This window comes from Stenotrophomonas sp. STEN021, from assembly GCF_056760175.1.
The window spans coordinates 14436-35584 of record NZ_JBRREH010000021.1 but is presented as its reverse complement, the minus strand read 5'-3'; the positions used below and the strand labels follow the sequence as shown (position 1 = coordinate 35584).

The following is a 21149-nucleotide window of genomic DNA, read 5'->3' as shown; positions in this document are numbered from 1 at the left end:
CGCACACTGTGGGCTCCTTATAACGCAGGTGCCTGACATGAGCGACACGCTTACCTTCTACAGCCATCCACATTCGCGCGGCCGCATCACCCGCTGGATGCTGGAAGAAACCGGCCTGCGCTACGACGCAGTGATGCTGGAGTACGGCACCAGCATGAAGTCTGCGCAGTACCTGGCGATCAATCCGATGGGTAAGGTGCCAGCCTTGCTGCAGGGTAAAACGGCGATTACCGAAAACGCCGCGATCTGTCTGCATCTGGCCGATCTGGCACCGGCCAAGGCGTTGTTGCCGCCAGTTGGAACTGCCGAGCGCGGCGAGTGCTACCGCTGGGTGCTGTTTGCGGCCGGGCCGCTGGAAGCGTTCGTTACCGATCTACGTCATGGCACGTTGGCGCCGCCGATGGAGGCCGGCTACGGCAGCGCTGAGGATTTGATTCGCACGCTGGAAACGGCAGTAGCCGGCAAGCGCTATCTGGTGGGTGACAGCTTCACCGTCGCCGATCTGTACATGGCCTCGTTCCTGAGTTACTTCGTCAGCATGGGCCAGCTTGAGGCCAAGCCGGTGTTCACGGATTACTACGCCGTCCATCTGCAGCGGCCGGCGTCGGTGCGTGCAGGGCAGCTGGATGATGCGCTGGTGGCGCATGTGGGAGCGGCGTAAGTCGTGAAGCTGTAGCGCCGAGCCATGCTCGGCAGAGGCTGCACCGGTAGTGCCCATGCCGAGCATGGCTCGGCACTACGGGGATAAGCTTGATGCTCTGCTCGTCAACCCTCACCCCAACCCCTCTCCCGGTGGGAGAGGGGCTTTAAGCGGTAGGCTGCGATCCGACTAGATCAACGACTTCACCCGGTACAGCGCTTCCAACGCCTGCTTCGGCGTCAGCTCATCCGGGTCGATCGCCTGCAGTGCATCCAGGGCTGCCGAATTCGGCGCGGCAAACAAACCGAACTGCTGCGGCGCATCCAGTGCCTGTGGTGCCATCGCAGCACTCTGGGTTTCACCACCACGTTGTTCCAGCTCGGCCAGACGGCGGCGCGCCTGCGCCACCGTCGATTTGGGCAGGCCGGCCAGCGCGGCGACCTGCAGACCAAAGCTGCGGTTGGCCGGGCCGTCCTTCACTGCGTGCATGAACACCAGGGTGTCGCCGTGTTCCACCGCATCCAGGTGCACGTTGGCGATGCCGCTGGCGCCGCCTTCATGGCTTTCGTCGGCCAAGGCGGTCAGCTCGAAATAGTGGGTGGCAAACAGCGTGTAGCAGCGGTTCTGGTAGGCCAGGTGGCGGGCCACTGCGTCGGCCAGGGCCAGGCCGTCATAGGTCGAGGTGCCGCGGCCTATTTCGTCCATCAATACCAGCGAATGGGCGGTGGCGTGGTGCAGGATGTAGCTGGTCTCTGCCATCTCCACCATGAAGGTGGATTGGCCCTTGGCCAGATCGTCGCCGGCGCCGATGCGGGTCAGGATGCGGTCGATCGGGCCGATCACCGCGCGGCTGGCTGGCACGAAGCTGCCGATATGGGCCAGCAGCACGATCAGCGCGTTCTGCCGCATGTAGGTCGACTTACCGCCCATGTTCGGGCCGGTGATGACCAACATGCGGCGGTCCGGGTGCAGGTCCAGGTCGTTGGGCTCGAACGGCGTATCACGGACGGCTTCTACCACCGGATGGCGACCGCGTTCGATGCGCAGGCAGGCGTCTTCCTGCAGTTCCGGCTGCGCCCAGTCCAGCGCCTGCGCGCGTTCTGCGAATGCGGCCAGCACGTCCAGCTCGCTCAGGGCGCCAGCGCAGCGCTTCAGCGGCTCCAGGTGCTGGCCGACGATATCGAGCAGGCCTTCGTACAGCAGCTTCTCGCGGCTGAGCGAGCGTTCGCGTGCCGACAGCACCTTGTCCTCGAAGTTCTTCAACTCCTCGGTGATGTAGCGCTCGGCATTGGTCAGGGTCTGGCGGCGGGTGTAGTGCACCGGCGCCTTGTCGGCCTGGCCCTTGCTGATCTCGATGTAATAGCCGTGTACGCGGTTGTAGCCGACCTTCAAGGTGGCGATGCCGCTGGCCTGGCGCTCACGCGCCTCCAGGTCGATCAGGAACTGATCGGCATGGGTGGACAGGCGGCGCAGTTCGTCGAGCTCGGCATCGTAGCCTTCGGCGATCACGCCGCCGTCGGACAGCTTCAGCGGCGGCTGTTCGGCGATGGCGCTGGCCAGCAGCTGCGCGCTTTCATCATGCGAACCGAGTTCGGTACGCAGTTGCTGCAGGCGCGGTGAGTCCAGCGTATCCAGCTGTGCAGTGATGGCCGGCAACAGGCCAAGACCATCACGCAGGGTGGAGAAGTCGCGTGGGCGCGCCGAGCGCAGCGCCATGCGGGTCAGGATGCGCTCGATGTCGCCAAGTGCGCGGAAGCTGTCGCGCAGGTCGGCGTCGGTGCCGCGATCAATCAGCGTGGCGACCGCGTGGTGACGCTGCTGCAGCACGTTGCGCAGGCGCAGTGGGCGGTGCAGCCAGCGTCGCAGCAGGCGCCCGCCCATCGGCGAGACGGTGCTGTCGAGCACGCCGAGCAAGGTGTTGCGGGTGTCGCCGTCAACACGCGTATCCAGTTCCAGATGCCGGCGGGTGGCGGCATTCATCGCGATCGCTTCACCGGCATTCTCCATCGAGATGGAGGTGAGGTGCGGCAGGCGCTGCTTCTGGGTTTCCTCGACATAGCCGAGCAGGGCACCGGCAGCACCGGTCGCGCGCGGCTTGTCGTCGATGCCGAAGCCGCTGAGATCGTGCAGCTTGAAGAAGTTCAGCAGGTGGCGGCGGCCGCTGTCGGCATCGAACAGCCACGGCGCGCGGCGGCGCACGCCATTGCGGTGGCGCAGGAACTCCGGCCAGTTCTCTTCATCCGGGACCAGCAGCTCGGCCGGTTCCAGACGGGCCAGTTCGGCTTCCAATGCGTCGTCGGTATCGACTTGGTTGACCAGGAAGCGGCCACCGGCCAGGTCGGCCCAAGCCAGGCCGTAGCCGGACTTGCTGCGCGACAGCGCCATCAGCAAGGTGTCGCGGCGCTCGTCCAGCAGGGCTTCGTCGGTGACGGTGCCGGGGGTGACCACGCGCACCACCTTGCGTTCGACCAGACCCTTGGCCAGCGCCGGGTCGCCGATCTGCTCGCAGATCGCCACCGATTCGCCAACCGCCACCAGCCGCGCCAGATAGCCTTCAAAGGCATGCACCGGCACGCCTGCCATCGGGATAGGCGCGCCGCCGGAGCTGCCGCGCTGGGTCAGGGTGATGTCGAGCAGGCGCGCGGCCTTGCGCGCGTCGTCATAGAACAGTTCGTAGAAATCGCCCATCCGGAAGAACAGCAGCAGGTCCGGGTACTCGGACTTGGCTGCGAAGAACTGCTTCATCAACGGGGTGTGTTCGGGCTTCTTCTCGGTCACGCGGGGTCCACTTCAATTTGCCGGGCGGCGGCATAGGGCCGCTATTGTAGGCGCAGTGTCGGGGATGGACGAGGTCGAGGCCTTGGGAAGCGACAACCGCGACGCAGGTCGCGATGAAGCGGCCGCCAGCACGTGCTGGCGGTGAGGATGTGCCTGGTTTTCCTGAATACCTGACCGTGGCGCGGGTCGGGTGGCGTCGCCTGGAGGATGGCGATCCTCCGCTCGGTATGCGTTCGCCTGGCAGACCGGGGCTGGCTGCAACGATGTAGTGGAGGCGCGTTGACCGGTTGCGTCTTGCGTCCGGCAACGAGAGGAGGGCGCCCGCACTATGACCTTCGTGGTGACCGTCGGTGCCTAGAAATTCCAGGTCAGCGATACCCCCGCCGTACGGAAGCTGTCCGGTGACAGGTATTGCATCAAGCCATCGTTGTTGATGAGTGAGCCGTAGTCGATGAAGCTACGGTAGTGCTTGTCCAGCAGGTTGCGCGCGTATAGCGATACTTCCCACTGACCATCCTCGGCACCGATGCCGATGGAAACATTGGCCACGCCATAACCTGGGGTTCTGGTGGAGGACTGGGCAGCGCTATTGTAGAAATTGCTCTTGTAGCTCCATCCGGCATTGGCATTGACGGCCAGGCCGTTGCCGAGGGCGTGATAGTAGTTTCCATTGAGGGAATAGCTGTATTTGGAGACATACGGTGGCGTGAATCCGGTCAGGTCGGCTTGCATCACGCCGTCGATGAGGCGACAAGGTGCATCCCGGTTGTCCTCGCAGGTGGTGAAGTAGTCGCGGTAATCGGCATCGGTGACCGCGCCGGTGGCGATCAAGGAGAAATCCGCGGTGGGGCGCCAGCTGACTTCAAGTTCCGCGCCCTTGGTACGCATCTCGCCTGCGTTCGACATCGCCCAGCCCAAGGTCTCCGGGATGTAGACCTGTGCCTGGAAGTCCTTGTAGTCGGCTTTGTACAGGCTGACGTTGATGGTCAGGCTGCGGTCGAAGAACTGAGTCTTGGCGCCAAGTTCGTAGGCCGTGGATTTTTCCGGCTGGATCTGGTTCGAGCGGGCCGAGACCGGGTCGATGGTGGGGCCCTTGTAACCGGTGGCGACGTTGGCATACCACATCAAAGTGGCGTTCTGCTGGAATTGCAGAGCCACTTTTCCTGACACGTTGTCCTTGCTGATTTCGCCCCGTGACGGAAGGAAGTCACTCAGGTAGACAACTGGCTTTCCTTCCGCGGTAAGCATCGCGATAGGGGTCATGGTGGCGACCACCTTGTCGTGCGTGTAGCGCAATCCGCCACTGGCCGACCAGCGATCACTCAGCTTGTAGCCAACATTGGCGTAGAGCGCGTGGCTCTTGGTGTCAGCGTGGATATGCTGTCTGGGTCCGGTGAGCGAGCGCAATTCGCTCGGTGGCGCTAAATCGTAATTGAAGCCGCCGTAGGCGTAGTACTCATATGTGCTGTCAACGTTTGCGTAGTAGGCGCCCAGGACATAGTCCAGTCGCTCGTCGTGCGCGGTGCCGGCCAGGCGGAACTCCTGGCTGATCTGATGCGCGCGGATCGTGGTTATGTTCTTGTTGAGGAAGTCCGCCGGTGTCTGGTCGATGTCGTGCACCTGGTTGACGGTTGAGCCGCGATAGGCGGTGATGGACGTCAACTGAGCACCGTTGGCAAACCGCAGGTCGGCCTTGGTTGAAAAGCCGGTTACGCCCTGGAAGGAGAAGCCGTCCGAGTCGGCCTGGCTGGTGAAGCTGTTGCCGCCGATGTTCTGGAAGCCGGCGAGGCTGGCGTTGTAGTCTTCGTCCCTACCCAGACTGTAGAGCACACCCAGGGCGCGGTTGAACAGGGTCTGGCGTTCTGCCGCTACCAGGATGTCGAGCTGTTCGGTTGGCTTCCACAGCCACTTGCCGCGAACACCGCGTCCGGTCTGGTCGCCGATGTTCCAGTCGTGGAAGGCATTTGAGATGGCGCCGTCCTGGTCCTTGTAGTACGCGGAAAGCCGCAGTGCCGACGTGTCGGAGATGGCCAGGTTGCCGGTTACGCGTGCGACATGTTCGTTGCGCTCACCCAGCGACAATGCGACCGAGCCGCCGGTGGTGCCGATCTCCGGGTTGCGGGTGCTTATGTTGACCACGCCGGCGGATGCGTTCTTGCCGAACAAGGTGCCCTGCGGTCCGCGCAGCACCTCGATGTGCTCGATGTCGCTGAAACCTGCCACGCCGGGATCGCGGGGAATACCAATCACCACGTCATCGACCACGGTGCCAACGGTCTGCTCGGAGGCAACGCTGTAGGCTTGCGTGCCGATGCCGCGGACCTGGAAGCCACCGCTGTTGGCGGTACCTGCAGTAGCTGAGAACGACACCCCGGGGGCCAGATATTGCAGGTCGGAGATGCTGCTCATGTTGGTGCGGTCGAGCTGCTCGGCGGTGACAACGCTGACCGAAATGGGGGTGCGTTGCAGCGGCTTGGCCTGGTGGGTGGAGCGTACCATCACCGTGTCCAGGTCCTTGGTGGTGGGCTCTGAAGCGCCAGCTTGCTCGCCGGCCAGCGCGGGTTGTGCGGCTGCCAGTGCAGAAAGCAGGGCCAATGAAAGGTGGGTAAAACGCAGGCCGCTTCCGGAATTCCGGTGTTGGTGGGTGGTGGATTTCCTCATGCATTTCTCTCCGATGGTGAGGCAAGGAGCCGGTGGTTCCGGCGGGTTGGTGCGTTGATCTGTGTGCTGTGGTGTCGTGCTTGCTGACGCTTCCCATCGTCGAGAGATCAAGCCGGGGCATGGTCGGCTCGACGATCCAACGAGGGTCTGGATTGCGCCTTTTCGCGATCTCTCTTTCCAGCGCCGTGGCTGCCGGAGGAGTGCGAATAACCGAAAAGAAGGAAGCTGCTACGCGATGGCGTAGCCGGTCGCACGGAAGGGCACCGTCCGCACTGTCCGATGCAAGCGCTGCATCAGGGGGCTCGGTTGGGCATATGAATGCGGCAGCGATGCGATTGCTGGCATTGCGCGCAAGATGAGATTCATGGCTGAACCAAGCTGTGGCATATGGCGTCCACGCCTGCCGTCTGGCAAATGTCGGACGTACTGTTCAGCGCTGCAGAGCGGTTTCCACGAGCCATCAGCAGCCAACGGGTTGCTGACGGTTGCTGGTTGCAATCTTGATGCTGCCTTGCTTTGCATTTCGGGACGACTCCACGCACGTTGGTTGATGCTTGTCACGCGTTGCGGGAGCGACGATGTTCAAACGGCAATGTCGGCGTCAATAGTTTGCTTCGAGATGCGCGAATTGGAACATTGCAGCGCGAAGTTGCAGATGTCATCGAGATGGATAGTCGATTGATTTCCATCGGAAGCACGGGTGCTGCTGTGCATGCATTGCGCTTTCGCATCGGGACGATTGCGGTGCTGCTTGCTGCGCGGGCGAAGCCTGTTTGCGCAGAGCGCTTGAGTGCGAGGAAGGCGGCTGGAGGTACAAGGGAACGGATGCTTCAACTTCGATGGGTACAGTTCGTACTGCAGGTTTCAGAATGGAATTGCGCAGGCGTTCACGAAGGTGCGAACGCAAGGCGAACGGACTGGGCTATCCCCGGAAAGGATGGGGACTGCTGCCACGGCAGCGTTATCTGCTTTGTCGGTTCGCGGGAAATCGTTGCGTGGCGTCGGTCCGCTCACATCGCTTTTCAGGTGCATCGGCCAGATGCCTCGTTCCGCCGCCGGAGCGCCCGATCGGGATATGAAGTATTCGCACCGCAACGCAGACGCACTGGTGGTGTTGGTGCCGCCAATGAGAGGACGGCGCCTGCGTTGCGATCCGAACCCAGGCAATGCCTGATCAGAACTTCAGGTTCAAGGTCACGCCGACGGTGCGGAAACTGTCTGGTGCGAGGTATTGCATGGCCCCGCCCCTGTTGACGAGATTGAAGCCAATAAAGCTCCGGTAGTGCTCATTGAGCAGGTTGCGCGCATACACCGATACATCCCAGCGTCCATCTTCGGAACCGATGCCGATGGATAGATTTGCAAGGCCGTAGCCTTCGGATCTGGTGCGTGCTTGTGCGACCGTGTTGTAGAACGGGCTTTTGTGCGTCCAACCACCGCTTGCGTTGAGGACCAGACCGTTGCTGATGGGGCGGTAGTAGACGCCGCTGAGCGAATAGCTGTACTTGGATACGAAGGTCGGGACGAAGCCGGAGAGGTCTCCCTGCATCACGCCATCGATCATCTGGCATTGTGCCTCGCTGTCGGGATTGCAGCGACCAAAGTAGTCAAGGAACTCCGCATCGGTGATGGCGCCATTGGCCATCAGCGTGAAGTCGGCGGTTGGCCGCCAGCTGACTTCCATTTCCATGCCCTGGGTGCGCACTTTTCCCGCGTTGGCCATCGCAAAGCCATTGGTCTCCGGTACATAGACTTGTGCCTGGAAGTCCTTGAAGTCGGATCGGTATAGGGCAGCGTTCACGGTCAGGCTGCGATCAAGAAACTGCGATTTCACGCCGAGCTCATAGGCGGTGGACTTCTCCGGTTGGATACGGTCGGAGCCGATGTTGGTGGCGTCCACGGTTGGACCCTTGTAGCCGGTGCCGGCATTCGCGTACCACATCAACGTAGGTGTCTGCTGGAACTGCACGGCTACCTTCCCGGAGACGTTTTCCTTGCTTATCTCGGCGGACGAGGTCTTGACGGAGTTCATTGGAAGTACCGGCTTTCCGTCGACAAACGGCACCTCGATAGGTGTCATGCCAGCGATGACCTTGTCGTGGGTGTAGCGCAGCCCTGCGCTGGCCGTCCATCTGTCAGTGAGCTGATAGCTGGCGTTGGCATAGAGGGCGTGACTCTTGGTGTCGGCGTCGACATGTTGTTTCGGGCCGTTCAACGACATGTAGACGTCCGGGTTGCGTGGCGTGTAGCTGAAGCCGCCGTACGCGAAGTACTCATAGGTGCTGGCTACGTTCACATAGTAGGCGCCCAGTACATAGTCGATCCGTTCATCGAATGCACTGTCTGCCAAGCGGAATTCCTGGCTGAGCTGATGAGAGCGGATGGTGGTCAGGTTGTAGTTGAGGAAGTCGACTGGCGTCTGGTCGATGTCATGCATCTGGTACACGCGTGCGCCGCGATAGGCTGTGATCGAGGTGAGCTGGGCACCATTGGCGAGTTTGAGGTCGGCCTTTCCAGAGAAACCGGTAACTCCCTGGAATGCAGAAGCATCGGCATCGGCATAGCTGCGGAAGTTGTCCCCGCCTACGTTCTCGAACCGGGCAAGAACGGCGTTGAAGCCGGCATCAGCGCCAAACGAGTATGGGATAGCAACAGCGCGGCTGAACAGGGTCTGGCGCTCGGCCGACATCAGCAGGTCGAGATTCTCGATTGGTTTCCACAGCCATTTTCCGCGGATGCCGCGGGCGGTTTGATCACCGATGTTCCAGTCATGGAATTCATTCGGGATCGCTCCGTCCTGTTCCTTGTAGTAAGCCGACACGCGCAATGCCGAGCTGTTGGTAGTCGCCAGGTTGCTGGTAAACCTTGCTACGTGTTCATTGCGTTCACCCAGTGACAGCGACAGGTTCGAGCTGTTGCTGCCGATGTCCGGGTTCTGCGTGGTGATGTTGATCACCCCGGCCGATGCATTCTTGCCAAACAAGGTGCCCTGCGGGCCACGTAGTACCTCGATATGCTCGATATCGCTGAACCCGGCCACGCCGGGGTCGCGGGGAATGCTGATGACCACATCATCGATCACCGTTCCCACGGTCTGTTCCGAGGCAACGCTGAAGGCTTGGGTGCCAATGCCGCGGATCTGGAAGCCACCACCATTGGCGGTTGCCGCGCCGGCAGAGAATGAGACGCCTGGGGCAAGGTATTGCAGATCGGAAATGCTGCTCATATTGGTGCGGTCGAGCTGCTCGGCGGTGACCACGCTGATCGAGATCGGGGTGCGTTGCAGCGGTTTGACTTGGTGAGTGGATCTGACCATGACCGTATCCAGGTTCTTGGTCGCTGGTTCCGCGGTGACCGTTGTGTCATCGGCAAGTGCTGGCTGTGTAGCTGCCAGTGCCGAAAGCAAGGCCAATGAAAGGCGACTGCAACGGATGCCGCATCCGGCTGGTTGGTAGGTGGAGCGTGGCGATTTCCTCATGCATTTCTCTCCGATGGTGGTGGTGCGGAGCCGACTGGGCCGGCGGTGTGTACGGCGATACACGTGCTTTGGTTCTGCGTGCAGGCGTTGTTGCTTGAGTGATCGAGGCTTGGCGGCCGCTTGTGGCGCGGTCAGCTGCGCCTCGCCCCAGTCGTGTCCATGCGAATCCGGCCCACGCGCAAGCGCGCCGGATGGCGAAAGGAAAGCGAAAGGAGATGAGGTGCTAGGCGGCGGTGCCGCTGGGGCAGCGGCGCTCGCGTGAAACGAATCGTGTTGTGGTTGTCTGCGTTGCCCGCCGGGTGACGGCCGTAGGAAAGCGGGAATGCAATGCCGCGCTACGTTTCATTGCTGAGCCTTCTCCACCAACGTTGATCGATGACGTCTACGTTTTGCGGGAGCGAAGATGTTCAAGCAGCGACGTCGGTGTCAACACGTTGGCGCGAGATGCTCGGATCAGAACATTCGATCAGCCACGCGAATTGATGGCTGGTTCGCTTATATGTTTGATTTTCATGAGGTGCGGGAGCAGTGGTAGCAACCGGGCAGGGTAGGTCAGCGGTGAGCTGCAAAGCTGTTTGCTGCGCAGGTGCCATGGCTTTGCGCGGCACATCAAAGCGCCCAGGCGCCGGCTTGCGATGGAAAGGTATGGATCAACGAAGTTGACTGGATACAGATCATCGGCTTTGCCGGTGACTGAAGTGGCGAAACCAGCGACTTCTGCGTACGGACGCAGCCCTTGCTGGATCGTATTGACGTTCAGCGTGTTCTATAGCGATCCGCATAGCAGGCAGGCCGTACACCGGTGTACTCGTGGCCGATTTTTCCGCCTGCAGTGCCGCGAGATCACCAGGTTCTTCTGCCTGGGAATCAGCAACGAAGATATGCTTCATTGCCCCATTGACGAAGTCGCGGGTGGGCCGGGCTACTCGCGGCCCCGTGTGCGGTCTTTGGCGATCTCAAGCATACGCTGGCGGAAGAATGGATACAGTGCTGCGCTGAACAGTACGGCCACCGTGGCATAGGCCAGTAATTGGGCATCCGCGCCAAGCAGGGCATACAGACAATAGGCGGTCGCAGCGGAAGCGGTGAACAGGCAGGCGGCGCGCATCCAGCCCTGTTCGCCTCGATCCAGGGTGGTGCAGATCAGTGCGCCAGCCGAGAACAGGTAGGGAATGATGGTCAGCAGTACCGCGATATTGGTCAGCTGGTCGAACTGGCGGGCCAGCGTGGGCGAGGATGTGACCAGCAGCAATGCGCTCATCAACACCGCCACGATCATCAGGCCGGTGCCGGGCATGCCGTGCTTGTTGAGCCGGCAGAACACCTGTGGGAACAATCCATCCTCGGCCGCCGCTTTGGCCGATTGCCCAACCAGCAGCATCCAACCGCCGAGTGCGCCGGCCGATTTGAGGATCGCGCACAGGGCAATCATCAGCACGCCCCATGGGCCAATCATCAGCTGGGCTACGTCGGCAAATGGTGCCGAGGAGTCGCGCAGCTGCGCCATTGGCACGATGCCCATGATCACCAGCGAGCAGCTGATATAGATGATGGCGGCCAGCGCCAGTCCCAGCAGGGTGGCGAGCGGGATGTTGCGCTTTGGGTTGTCGATCACGTCCGCGGATACCGCTGCGCTTTCCACGCCCATGAAGGCCCAAAGGGCGATGGATGCGCTGCGCGAAATCGCGGCGCTGTCCTGCATGCCGCTGACGTTCCAGCCGGCACTGAACAGAGCTGGGTCGAACCACCACCAACCAAAAATGGCGATGCCCAGTATCGGGATCAGTGCGAGCAGCAGAGTGCCAGTCTCCAATGCTCCTATCCAGCGGGCCCCGCGTGCATTGGCCAGGCTCAACAGCCATATCACCGCCAGGGTGAAGCCCAGTCGAGGATAGACATCCTGCAGCCATGGCCAAAGATGGCTCAGATAGCCTGTCACCACCAGGGCGATGGCAACATTGCCGATCCAGTTGCCGAACCAGTAGGCGTAGTTGCTGACAAAGCCGATGTAGTTGCCGAACGCGTCGCGCGCGTAAGCGTAGGGGCCGCCGGGCTGCGGATCGAGTTGCGACAGGCGCGCGAATACCAGGCCGAGTGCGATGGCACCTGCAGTGGCGATCAGCCAGCCCAGCGAGGAGATGCTGCCGACGGTTGCAAGGTTGGCCGGTAACAGGAACACGCCGGTGCCAATCATGTTGCCGGCAACCAGCATGGTTGCCATGGTCAGGCCCATCTTCTTCGGGGCTGGCGAGCTCATGTCCAGGCCGGATCGGAAGTGAAGTCAATGGTCAGCCAGAAGCGTCCCGAGCGCGCGTCCAGTTGTGCGGCGATCTCATCGCGAAGGCGGTCGACATCACCGATGCTGCCAAGCTGGGTGTCGGGCCTGGTCAGGATATGGATCTCGACAAAGTGCATGCGACCAATTTTGGCCACATGGCTGGTGAAGCCCTCGAACCGATGCGTAGCGACGAATTGCTGCATTACCTGTTGCACCAGTTGATCAAGCTCATCGGGGGCTACCTGTAGCACTTCGCGCGCGGCCTTCCACGCGCCGCGCAATGGCACCGGCAGCGTAGCCAGGCTTATGCAGGCGAGCACCAGAGGATCGAGATAGGGAATCCAGCGCTCATGCGTGCCGCCACGAAGTGCCAGAGCGATCACGAAGGACAGCACCACCGCAAGGCTCATCAGTCCGGTAAGCAGCCATGCGCGCGCGTCCAGGCGCAGCAGCCCGGATTGCAGCCGCCTTGCGTGACGGCCGATCCACACGGCCATCGCCAGGTCCACCACCGCCAGCACGCCAGCCCAGAGCAGGCCGGGACCCACGCGGGTCTCATGTCCCCCATCGCTGAAGCCGATCACTGCATTCGCCAGCGCGTAGATGCAGGCAAGGCTGAGAATCGCGCCGCCCAGTGCTTCGACCATGGGTTCCAGGTGCCAGAAACCATACTGGAAGCGCGGGCTCTGCTCACGCGCCATCAGCCGCAGCACGGCCAGCGCGACCAGCGTCAGTGCCACATCCACCAGGCTGTAGATGCCGTCGAACAGAATGGCCTGCGAGCGGGCAAGCATGCCGCCAAAGAAGCCGATCGCAGCGACCAGCACGGTCGCGGCGATGGAGAGTTGCAAGACGCGTTGTTCCTGGTGGGTGCTGGTCATCTGGTTGGTCGGCGGCCCGGTAGCCATGTAAGGGAGCTGGGCTTTAAGAGCCCCTCTCGCTTGCGGGAGAGGGGTTGGGGTGAGGGTGCCTTGAAAGCACGTAGAGCAGATCTTGAGCTGAGCGGAGCGATAGCAAAGGCAAAGGCAAAGGTAGAAAAAGCCAAAAGCCAAAAGCTCCCCTCATCCGCCCCTGCGGGGCACCTTCTCCCGCTTGCGGGAGAAGGGAACGCCTGCAGCTGCCAGGTAGTGCCTGCAGCTGCCAGGGAATGCCCGTAGCTGCTAGGGGGGCGCACTGCTGTTTTTGCAACCTGCCTCAGATCTTCAAAACCTCCACCCGATAACTCGGCTTATCGCCGCTGTTGTCGATGATCAAGCCATGTACATCCGACTCAAAGCCTGGGAAGCGTGCGTTCTGCTCGCGGGCGATACGCAAGGACTGGATGATGGGTTCATCGCTGGCACCGAAGCGCTCACCCGGCATGATGGTCGGAATGCCGGGCGGGTAGGGCACCAGCATGGTGCCAGCGACGCGGCCACTGAGCTGGTCGATATCCACCCGTTCGATCTCGCCACGCACCAGATGGTTATAGGCTTCGGCCGGGGTGATGACCGGCTCGGGCAGTTCCACATACATCTCGCGCATCACCTCGGCTACGCGGAATTCACGGTTGAACTCGTGCAGCGCGGTGCATAGATCACGCAGCCCCCAGCCTGCGTAGGCAGCGGCGTTGTCTTCCAGCAGGCTGGGCAGTGACCGGCTCAGCGGAGCGTTGGCGTCGTACAGGTCCTTGAACGCGAGCAGTTCCGTGACCAAGGTGCTCCACTTGCCCTTGGTGATACCCATCGAGAACAGGAACAACACCGAGTACAAATTGGTCTTTTCCACGGTGAGGCCGCGCGACCACAGGAACTTGCTCAGTATCGCCGCCGGAATGCCGAGCTTGCCCATCTCACCATCCATCGACAGGCCGGGTGTCAGCAGGGTGACTTTGACTGGATCGATCAGCACAAAGTCATCGGCCAGGTTGTCGAAGCCATGCCAGCGTGCATCCGGACGCAGATACCAGTCCTGGCGCGAGGTGACCATCGGCTTGCTGTCATCGCCCTTGGCCAGGGTGCGTTCCACGCCGTCGGGCTGCCAGACCTTGAACCACCAGTCATCGCGTCCCAGATCCTCGCTGACGTGCAGCATCGCGCGGCGGAAGGCAACAGCCTCATCGTGCATCTCCTGCACCAGCGACTTGCCAGCGTCACCTTCCATCATTTTCGAGGCAACATCGCAGGAAGCGATGATGCCGTAGTGTGGGCTGGTGGAGGTATGCATCATGAAGGATTCGTTGAACCGCTCCGCATCCAGCTCCCGGGTCGCAGCATTGCGTACGTGAATCATCGATGCCTGCGAGAACGCCGCCAGCAGTTTGTGGGTGGAATGGGTGGTGAAGATGATGGCGTCCTGCTCACGCGGCTTGCCCTTGGCCATGCCATAGTGGTTTTCATAGAAGGGATGGAACGCCGCATAGGCATACCAGGCCTCATCGAAATGCAGGAAATCCACTGCTGTACCGAGGTTGTCGGCGATTTTTTCGGCGTTGTAGCAGAGCCCGTCATACGTGGAGTTGGTGACCACCGCAATACGCGGTTTCGCCCCGGGCTTGGCGGCCTTGCTGGCCAGGGGGTTGGCCTGGATCATCTTCTGCAGGGCGTCGCCGGAGAACTGGTCCAGGCTGATCGGCCCGATGATGCCGTGGGCGTTGCGGCTGGGGGTGAAGTAGACCGGAATGCCGCCGGTCATGATCAGTGCGTGCAGCAGCGACTTGTGACAGTTGCGGTCGACGAACACGATGTCGCCACGTGCGACCGTGCCGTGCCAGACGATCTTGTTGGCGGTGGAGGTGCCATTGGTGACGAAGAACGTGTGGTCGGCGCCGAAGTTGCGCGCGGCTTCGGCTTCGGCGTCACGGATCGGGCCGGTGTGGTCAAGCAGCGAGCCAAGCTCCGGCACCGAGATCGACAGGTCGCTGCGCAAGGTGTTCTCGCCGTAGAACTGGTGCAGCGCACGGCCTACCGGTGACTTGGTGAAGGCGACACCGCCGGCATGGCCTGGCGTATGCCAGGAGTAGTTGGACTGGGCCGAATGATGGATCAGTGCCTTGAAGAACGGCGGCAGCAGCTTGGCCATGTAGTCGTCGGCGGCGCGCATCACCTGGCGGGCGATGAAGCTCTTCGTGTCTTCGAACAGGAAGATGTAGCCATGCACGAATTTGAGCAGCTTGCTCGGCACTTTTTCGATGGTGCGGCGCTCGCCATACAGGAATACCGGTAGGTCGGCGCGGCGCTGGCTCTGTTCGCGCAGGAAGGCGAGCAGGCGTTGGAACTGGTCGTCGTCGTCCTCGGTGCCGTCGATTGAGATCAATACCGCCGAGGCGGCCACATAGGTACGTGCGCCGGCGCGCGCGTCATCCAGGTTCAGGCCGGAGAGCACGCGTTGGTCGCTCTTGCGCAGTTCCTCGGCGAGGGCGCGGATCAGAATGCCGGCGATGCGCGGCGATTCGTAGTCGGCATCGATGATGACGATGGGGTAGTCCAGTGATTTGAAGTACATGGTCTTGTTCCTATCTACCGAGCGGGGGATCAGTTCGTGCTGGCACGCGGGGTGCCATTCGGAGTGAATTTGGCCAGGCGCTGCTTGCGGCGCTCATCGCTGAAGAACGGATAGAACACGGTGATGAACAGCACGAACAGGAAGGCGTACTGGACGATGCTGCCGGAGGAGCCATAGATGGCCCACAGGCAATACACGACGGTGATGCTGGTCAGCACCCAGAAGGCGCCGGTGTGGGCCAGCGTATGCGAGCGTTCGACCACGAAGTAGCAGGCCACGCAGGAGTAGATATAAGGCAGCAGGGTCAGCACGACTGCCGCCGAGGTGATCACGTCGAATTGCGCGGATGCGGTCTCCGAGGTGGAGGTGATGAGCACCGCAAGCGTCATCAATACGGCAACGATGAGCACGCCCCTGACCGGCACTTCGTCCTTGTTGATCTTGCTGAAAACACTTGGGAATAAACCATCGTCCGAGGCGGCCTTGGCGCTCTGCGCGGTCAGCAGAATCCAACCGCCGAGCGAACCGGCCGCACCGACGAAGGCGCACAGGCTGACCAGTGCACCGCCCCAGCCGCCAACAGCGGTTGCCGCAGCCAGCGCGAACGGCGCGTCGGATACCTGCAGGTCGGCGTTGGGCACCATGCCCATGATCACCGAGGAGCTGGCGATATAGGCGATGGCTGCCAGGAACACGCCTGCCAGGGTGGCGCGGGCGACGTTCTTTTCCGGGTTCTCGACCACGCCGGCGGTGACCGATGCCGATTCCACGCCGATGAAGGCCCACAGCGTCAGCGCGGCGGCGCTGGACACCGCGCCGAAGTTGGATTGGCCGGAGACGTTGTAGGCCCCCTTGAAGATGGTGGGGTCAAAGTAGAACCAGCCGAAGACGGCGATGCCCAGGATCGGCACCAGCGCGAAACTGGTGGTCACCGTCTGTACGCGGCTGACGAAGGACGGGCCGATGACATTGGCGAAGCTCAGGGCCCATACCAGCAGCAGCACCGCAATGCAGCGCGGCACTGGATCGGACAGGATCGGGAAGAAATAGCTGAAATAGCCCACGGCCGCGATCGGGATGGCGACGTTGCCGATCCAGTTTGCGAACCAATAGATGGTATTGGTCTGGAAGCCCATGTAAGGGCCGAACCAGTCACGCGCATAGGCGTAGGGACCGCCCGCCTTGGGTGCCAGCTTGCCGAGTTTGGCGAATACGAAAGCCAGCAACAATGCGCCAGCGGTGGTGACCAGCCAGCCCCAGATCGAGGCGGTGCCGATCTTGGCCAGGCTGGAGGGCAGCAGGAATACACCTGAGCCCATCATGTTGCCTGCCACCAGGAAGGTCGCGCCTACGACCCCGATTTTCTTCTGACCTGCCATGACAATCTCCTCTCACCGGCGTTGCCGGGTAATTCGATGGGAAGGGCATTACGTGAATCGTTGGGTGGCGAGCTGCACATGCGCATGTGCAGGAATCGGCTGCCTGTTACTTGATGAAGTTGTACTGGAGGCTGCCCTGCAGGCGCAGCGTGTCGGCATCGCGGCCGTCCTGTAGTTGCTGTTGGCCGTATAGCAGCTCCATGCCCATGGTCCAGGATGGTGCTGGGCTCCACAGCAGATTCAGCGCGGCGTAACGGCTGCGACGGAAGGCGTCGCTGGCCAGTGCGTCGGCGCTGTCGATCTGCAACTGCCCGTAGATCAGGTTGGAGCGCCACAGTTCCGACCAATAGTGGGTGTAGCCGAAGAAGCCGCCACGCAGTGGCAGCGCTTTGAGCCGGCCTTCGGCATCAATGGCGGCGTCGAGATTGGAACCGGTCAGGTCCGCGGTGTAGCGGCTGATGCCTTTGCCGCCGATCAGGCCGAACAACAGCAGGTCACGCTCGGCCACGGCGTAGGACCCACTCAGTTGCAGTCCGCCGCCGAAGGTTCGGTCGCTGCGACCATCGCCATCGTAGCCGAGGCTGCGCAACACCGCGCCCAGTTGCAGATGGCCCCAGTCGCGTTCCATGCGCGCGATCAGGCTGATGTCGGGCAGGTGCTCGGTGCTGCTGTCGTTGTTGCCGATGTTGGCAAGCTGTGAATCGGGGTCTTCGGCGGCCACGGTCAAGCTATTGCCCTTGCCCAGCGCGAAACTGTGGTGGATGCCGGCGACCAAAAGATAGCCGGCAGCGCCAGGCCCGGCAAAGTCCAGGGTGTCAGGCAGTGAGTCGGCATCCATGAAGGTGGAATAGCCGTAACCGGCATAGGTATTGCCCAGCTGGCCATAGGCGTGGCGCAGGCGGAACTGATAACTGTCGCTGCTGCCGAAGAAGTCGTTCTCCAGGTAAAAGCGCAGGTTCCCATGCGTGGTTGGCCGGCGTGCCTCGAAGCTGAAACGGGTCTGCTTGGCATGCATGCCGAAATGCGAGACATCACGGTGCGGGCTGTCGACCGGAATCGATGAGGGTATGAACTGCTCGGCATCACCTGCGGCGCGACGGTCTGCAATCGCGTCGAGTTTGGCGTAGCCGCCCAGCCGGATGATGGTGTCGGTGCCGGGGATGGCAAGGAAACCCTTGAGCTCCGGGTCGTTCGGGGAGGGCGCATTGTCCGGTCGCGATGCGGCGGTGGATGGATCAGCGACCGAATCACGCGCGGGGAGAATGGTCTGTGGATTCGTTGTTCCGGCGCTGGCGTTGGCACGGGTTGCCGGAAGTGGCGAAGAAGCTGTGGCCTGCGGCACGTGGGCCGCCTGGGCGGGATTGGCCTTGCCTTGTTCCAGGGCATCAAGGCGTGCGGTGAGCGATTGCAGGTGTTGCTGGGCCTGGGCGATCTCCGCGCGCAGGGCCGCCACCGAGTCCTGCGCGCTCGCCGCACAGGGCAACAGGGCCAGTGGCAGCAATGTGGCCAGCGTCAGTGGTTTCATCGCCTGTTCCGTGGAGAAAAAACACCGCTCACGGCCGGGACGGATCCCCGCCGACATTTCACCTTTCGCATTTGTCGCTAGGCGCTGGTTACCGCCCTCGGCCAGCGCGAAGCCTGCCCATTTACCATCGTTGAAATCAGGTTATGACTCCGTGAATTTAGGATGAAGCCTTATGTCATAAACCGTTGGTGCCTGATTGTGGAAAGGTGTTCAGTCCTTTGTTTCCAGACGACCAAGGTCCAGTGCAACGCGACTGCCATCCAGCAGCCCACGGCTCAGCCTGCCATCCTCGATGAACAGCAGTTCGCCGTTCTCGCCGTCCTTGATGCTGCTGTCGATGGCGATGATGCGATCGCCATGGAAGCTGCTGACGTGTGGCATCGAGGTGTGGCCGACCACGATGCGTTTGAGCCCGAGCTGGTCGAGCACGGTCTGCACCCCAGCCGTATCCAACTGACCATTGAAATAGCCGCGGTACCAGATCGGGCTGGTCTTGCCGTCGTATAGCGGTGCGCTGATCGGGTCAGCTTTGACCTCGGCCTTGGGCCTGCCCAGCGTGGCCTGATAGGCGGCGTTGGTGGCTGCTGGATCGAGCGCGAGTTGCAACGCGTCAGGCGAAATGCCGCCATGCAGGAACAAGGTATCGCCGATACGAAGCAGCACCGGGCGGGTGCGCAGCCACTGCCCGATCACCGAATCGGCGCCGTACAGCTGCGGGTAGCTCCGGCCGAGCAGCTGCGCACTGCGCAGGTACTTGGAATTGACGTAGCGCAGGTCCTCGTACAGCACCATGGTTTCGTGGTTGCCGAGCACGAAGTGGACCGCGCCACCGGCTCGCGTGGCTTGCTGCTGCAAGCTGTACAGCAGCCAGAAGGCCTCGGTGACCTGGGGGCCGCGGTCGAACACGTCACCGGCGATGACCAGCGTGTCCGTGCCCAGTGCCCAGTTGTCGTCGTTGTCGATCACGCCATTGGCGCGCAGCAGGCGGCGCAGCAGATCGTACTGGCCGTGGATATCGGAGACGGCGACGATGCGCGGCACTGCAGGCAGCACTGCTGCCGTCGGAGTAACGAGTGGCGCGATGTGCAGCGGGTGCGGATAGCCGCACTCCGGTGCGAGGGCATGGGCGCCACCGCGCCGTCCGTTCAAGGTCCGCGTAACCACCCGGTCATCACAGATCCACTGTGCCTGCAGGCGCTTGCCCGCGCGGAATACATAGGGGCCATCGGCCTGCACGTGCTCGGCTGGCTGCGCGACTTCGCGGGCGCTTGCATCCAGCGCGGGCAGGGCGCTGCACAGCAGCAGGATGAGCAGGGCGCGGATGTTGGGCATCAGGGGTTCCGAAGACGGGTGACCTGGCGCACCCGAGCTCAGCCTATGCCGTCGCTGCCGTGCCGGCATGTGCTATCGGTTGGTGGTGGCGAGCTCAGTCGCGGCGCAATGCGCTGCGCCCCGGTGCAGTGGGAAGGGCATCGCTGCCCAGCACCACGCGGTTACGGCCCTGTTTCTTGGCCTGGTACATGGCGGCGTCGGCACGTGCCATCACCCGCTCGTAGTCGGGGTGACCGTCGTACAGAGCCACGCCGATGCTGGCGCTGATCGGCAGCAGCTGACCATCCGCCAACGTGACGGGCGTATCGACGATGCGTCGGCACAGGCCATCGGCAATCACCATGGCCTGGCGCTCTTCCACCGCTACCAGCACAACGACGAATTCTTCCCCGCCGTAGCGGAATACATAGTCGCTGCCACGGGTGAACTGGCTGAGGATGCCGGCCACATGCTGCAGGGCGCGGTCACCGGCCTCGTGGCCATGCGCGTCGTTGATGGCCTTGAAGTGATCCAGATCCAACAGCAGCACGCCAAAGCTGTCGCCGGACTTTTCGGCCAGCTCGATTTCACGGCGCAGCACGGTAGGCAGGAAGCGGCGGTTGAGCAGGTTGGTCAAGGCGTCACAGCCGGCATCGAGTTCGCCGATGCGCTCGAACAACATGCCGAGCAGGGTGCGGATCTGGCTGACCTTGGAACGTACGTCCTGCAATTGCGCCGAGCGCGCTGCCGGGTCGCTGTCCTGCTGCAGGGTGTGTTGCAGCAACTGGTCGACGTCATGGATCAAACCGCTGATCTGGCGGGTTTCGGAGCTCTCGCCAAAACTCGGAATGCCTTTATGGTTGAACCAGAGGCCGAACTCCGAACGCGCCAAGGTCTGGAAGCTGCCCAGGTCGCCCTGCGCTGCCAGGGCGTAGAGGAGGGTGTTTTCCCAATCCAGCAGCAATGCGCGCTGGCGTTCGCGCTCGGTGCTGACATTCTGTACCAGCGAGAACAGCCGATACGCGGCATCCGTACGTGAGGAACGTTCCCGTGCATTGGAATAGGCCAGTGTCATACCCTCCAGTGCGATGTCGAACGAGGCGGTGAGGCTGGCAATGGCGGCATGAGCGGCCTCGCCGTGCCCGGCCTGCTCGCCGATCAACTGGAACAGGCGTTGCTTCAGTACGCGGGTCCCGCGGGTAACCAGATCCACCGGAATGCCCACGCGTGCATGCACATCACCGATGACGCGCTGGTTGGCGATCAGCTGTTCAACGTCGGCGGGCGTGGCGCGCAGCAGATCCCTGACCCAGCGCTGCATCGCCGGTTGCAGGCGTACCCGTACCTGGTCATGCGACATCGAACGCGAGGCGCGCGCGTCGTTCATCATGACCTTGTAAAAATGGGCGGCCATTTCGGCGGCATGAGCCTCGGCCAGGCCTGCCAGAATCTGGCTTGCATCGGCACCTGCGGCAGCGAGGCTGGATTTCCAGGCATCGGCCAGGGCGCTGCTGTCGGTGTCGGGGGCGGACGAAGTTGAGGGGGCGATATTCATGCGTGCGATCGGTAAAGTGCCAAGAGGCAGCCGATCATTATCGGCAGCAACAACAGGATTT

11 protein-coding genes are annotated in these 21149 nt (G+C 62.1%); 1 reads left to right on the top strand and 10 read right to left on the bottom strand.

Going from position 1 to position 21149, the window contains the following annotated elements:
• Positions 1-37 precede the first annotated feature (37 nt).
• Entirely contained in the window at positions 38-661 is a 624-nt protein-coding gene (locus tag ACVOL0_RS06700; RefSeq protein WP_481548448.1) for a glutathione S-transferase family protein, read from the top strand.
• Positions 662-829: 168 nt separating this feature from the next.
• Here ACVOL0_RS06700 and mutS read toward each other — a convergent pair whose 3' ends face one another.
• From mutS to ACVOL0_RS06650, 10 genes are all read right to left on the bottom strand, one after another.
• Positions 830-3385: a DNA mismatch repair protein MutS gene (mutS, locus tag ACVOL0_RS06695; RefSeq protein ID WP_481548462.1), complete on the bottom strand. Its 2556-nt coding sequence runs from the start codon at positions 3383-3385 to the stop codon at positions 830-832.
• 387 nt (positions 3386-3772) lie between these two features.
• Positions 3773-6079: a TonB-dependent receptor gene (locus tag ACVOL0_RS06690; protein WP_481548447.1), complete on the bottom strand. Its 2307-nt coding sequence runs from the start codon at positions 6077-6079 to the stop codon at positions 3773-3775.
• 1174 nt (positions 6080-7253) lie between these two features.
• Positions 7254-9395: a TonB-dependent receptor gene (locus ACVOL0_RS06685; protein ID WP_481548446.1), complete on the bottom strand. Its 2142-nt coding sequence runs from the start codon at positions 9393-9395 to the stop codon at positions 7254-7256.
• A gap of 1084 nt (positions 9396-10479) precedes the next feature.
• Positions 10480-11814, bottom strand: a complete 1335-nt coding sequence (locus ACVOL0_RS06680) for an amino acid permease (RefSeq protein WP_481548445.1) — start codon at positions 11812-11814, stop codon at positions 10480-10482.
• Positions 11811-12743, bottom strand: a complete 933-nt coding sequence (locus ACVOL0_RS06675) for a cation diffusion facilitator family transporter (protein ID WP_481548444.1) — start codon at positions 12741-12743, stop codon at positions 11811-11813. The genes ACVOL0_RS06680 and ACVOL0_RS06675 overlap by 4 nt, the downstream gene beginning before the upstream one ends.
• A 286-nt stretch (positions 12744-13029) precedes the next feature.
• Entirely contained in the window at positions 13030-15318 is a 2289-nt protein-coding gene (locus ACVOL0_RS06670) for an Orn/Lys/Arg family decarboxylase (protein WP_481548443.1), read from the bottom strand.
• A gap of 29 nt (positions 15319-15347) precedes the next feature.
• Positions 15348-16697: an arginine/agmatine antiporter gene (gene adiC, locus ACVOL0_RS06665; RefSeq protein ID WP_481548442.1), complete on the bottom strand. Its 1350-nt coding sequence runs from the start codon at positions 16695-16697 to the stop codon at positions 15348-15350.
• 106 nt (positions 16698-16803) lie between these two features.
• Positions 16804-18222, bottom strand: coding sequence for a DcaP family trimeric outer membrane transporter (locus ACVOL0_RS06660; RefSeq protein WP_481548441.1), 1419 nt, complete (start codon positions 18220-18222; stop codon positions 16804-16806).
• A 210-nt stretch (positions 18223-18432) separates the two neighbouring features.
• Positions 18433-19554 (bottom strand): metallophosphoesterase, encoded by a 1122-nt coding sequence (locus ACVOL0_RS06655; protein WP_481548440.1) that lies wholly within the window; start codon positions 19552-19554, stop codon positions 18433-18435.
• Between the two features lie 94 nt (positions 19555-19648).
• On the bottom strand, positions 19649-21088 hold the full coding sequence (locus tag ACVOL0_RS06650) for a GGDEF domain-containing protein (protein ID WP_481548439.1): 1440 nt from the start codon (positions 21086-21088) through the stop codon (positions 19649-19651).
• Between the last annotated feature and the right edge of the window lie 61 nt (positions 21089-21149).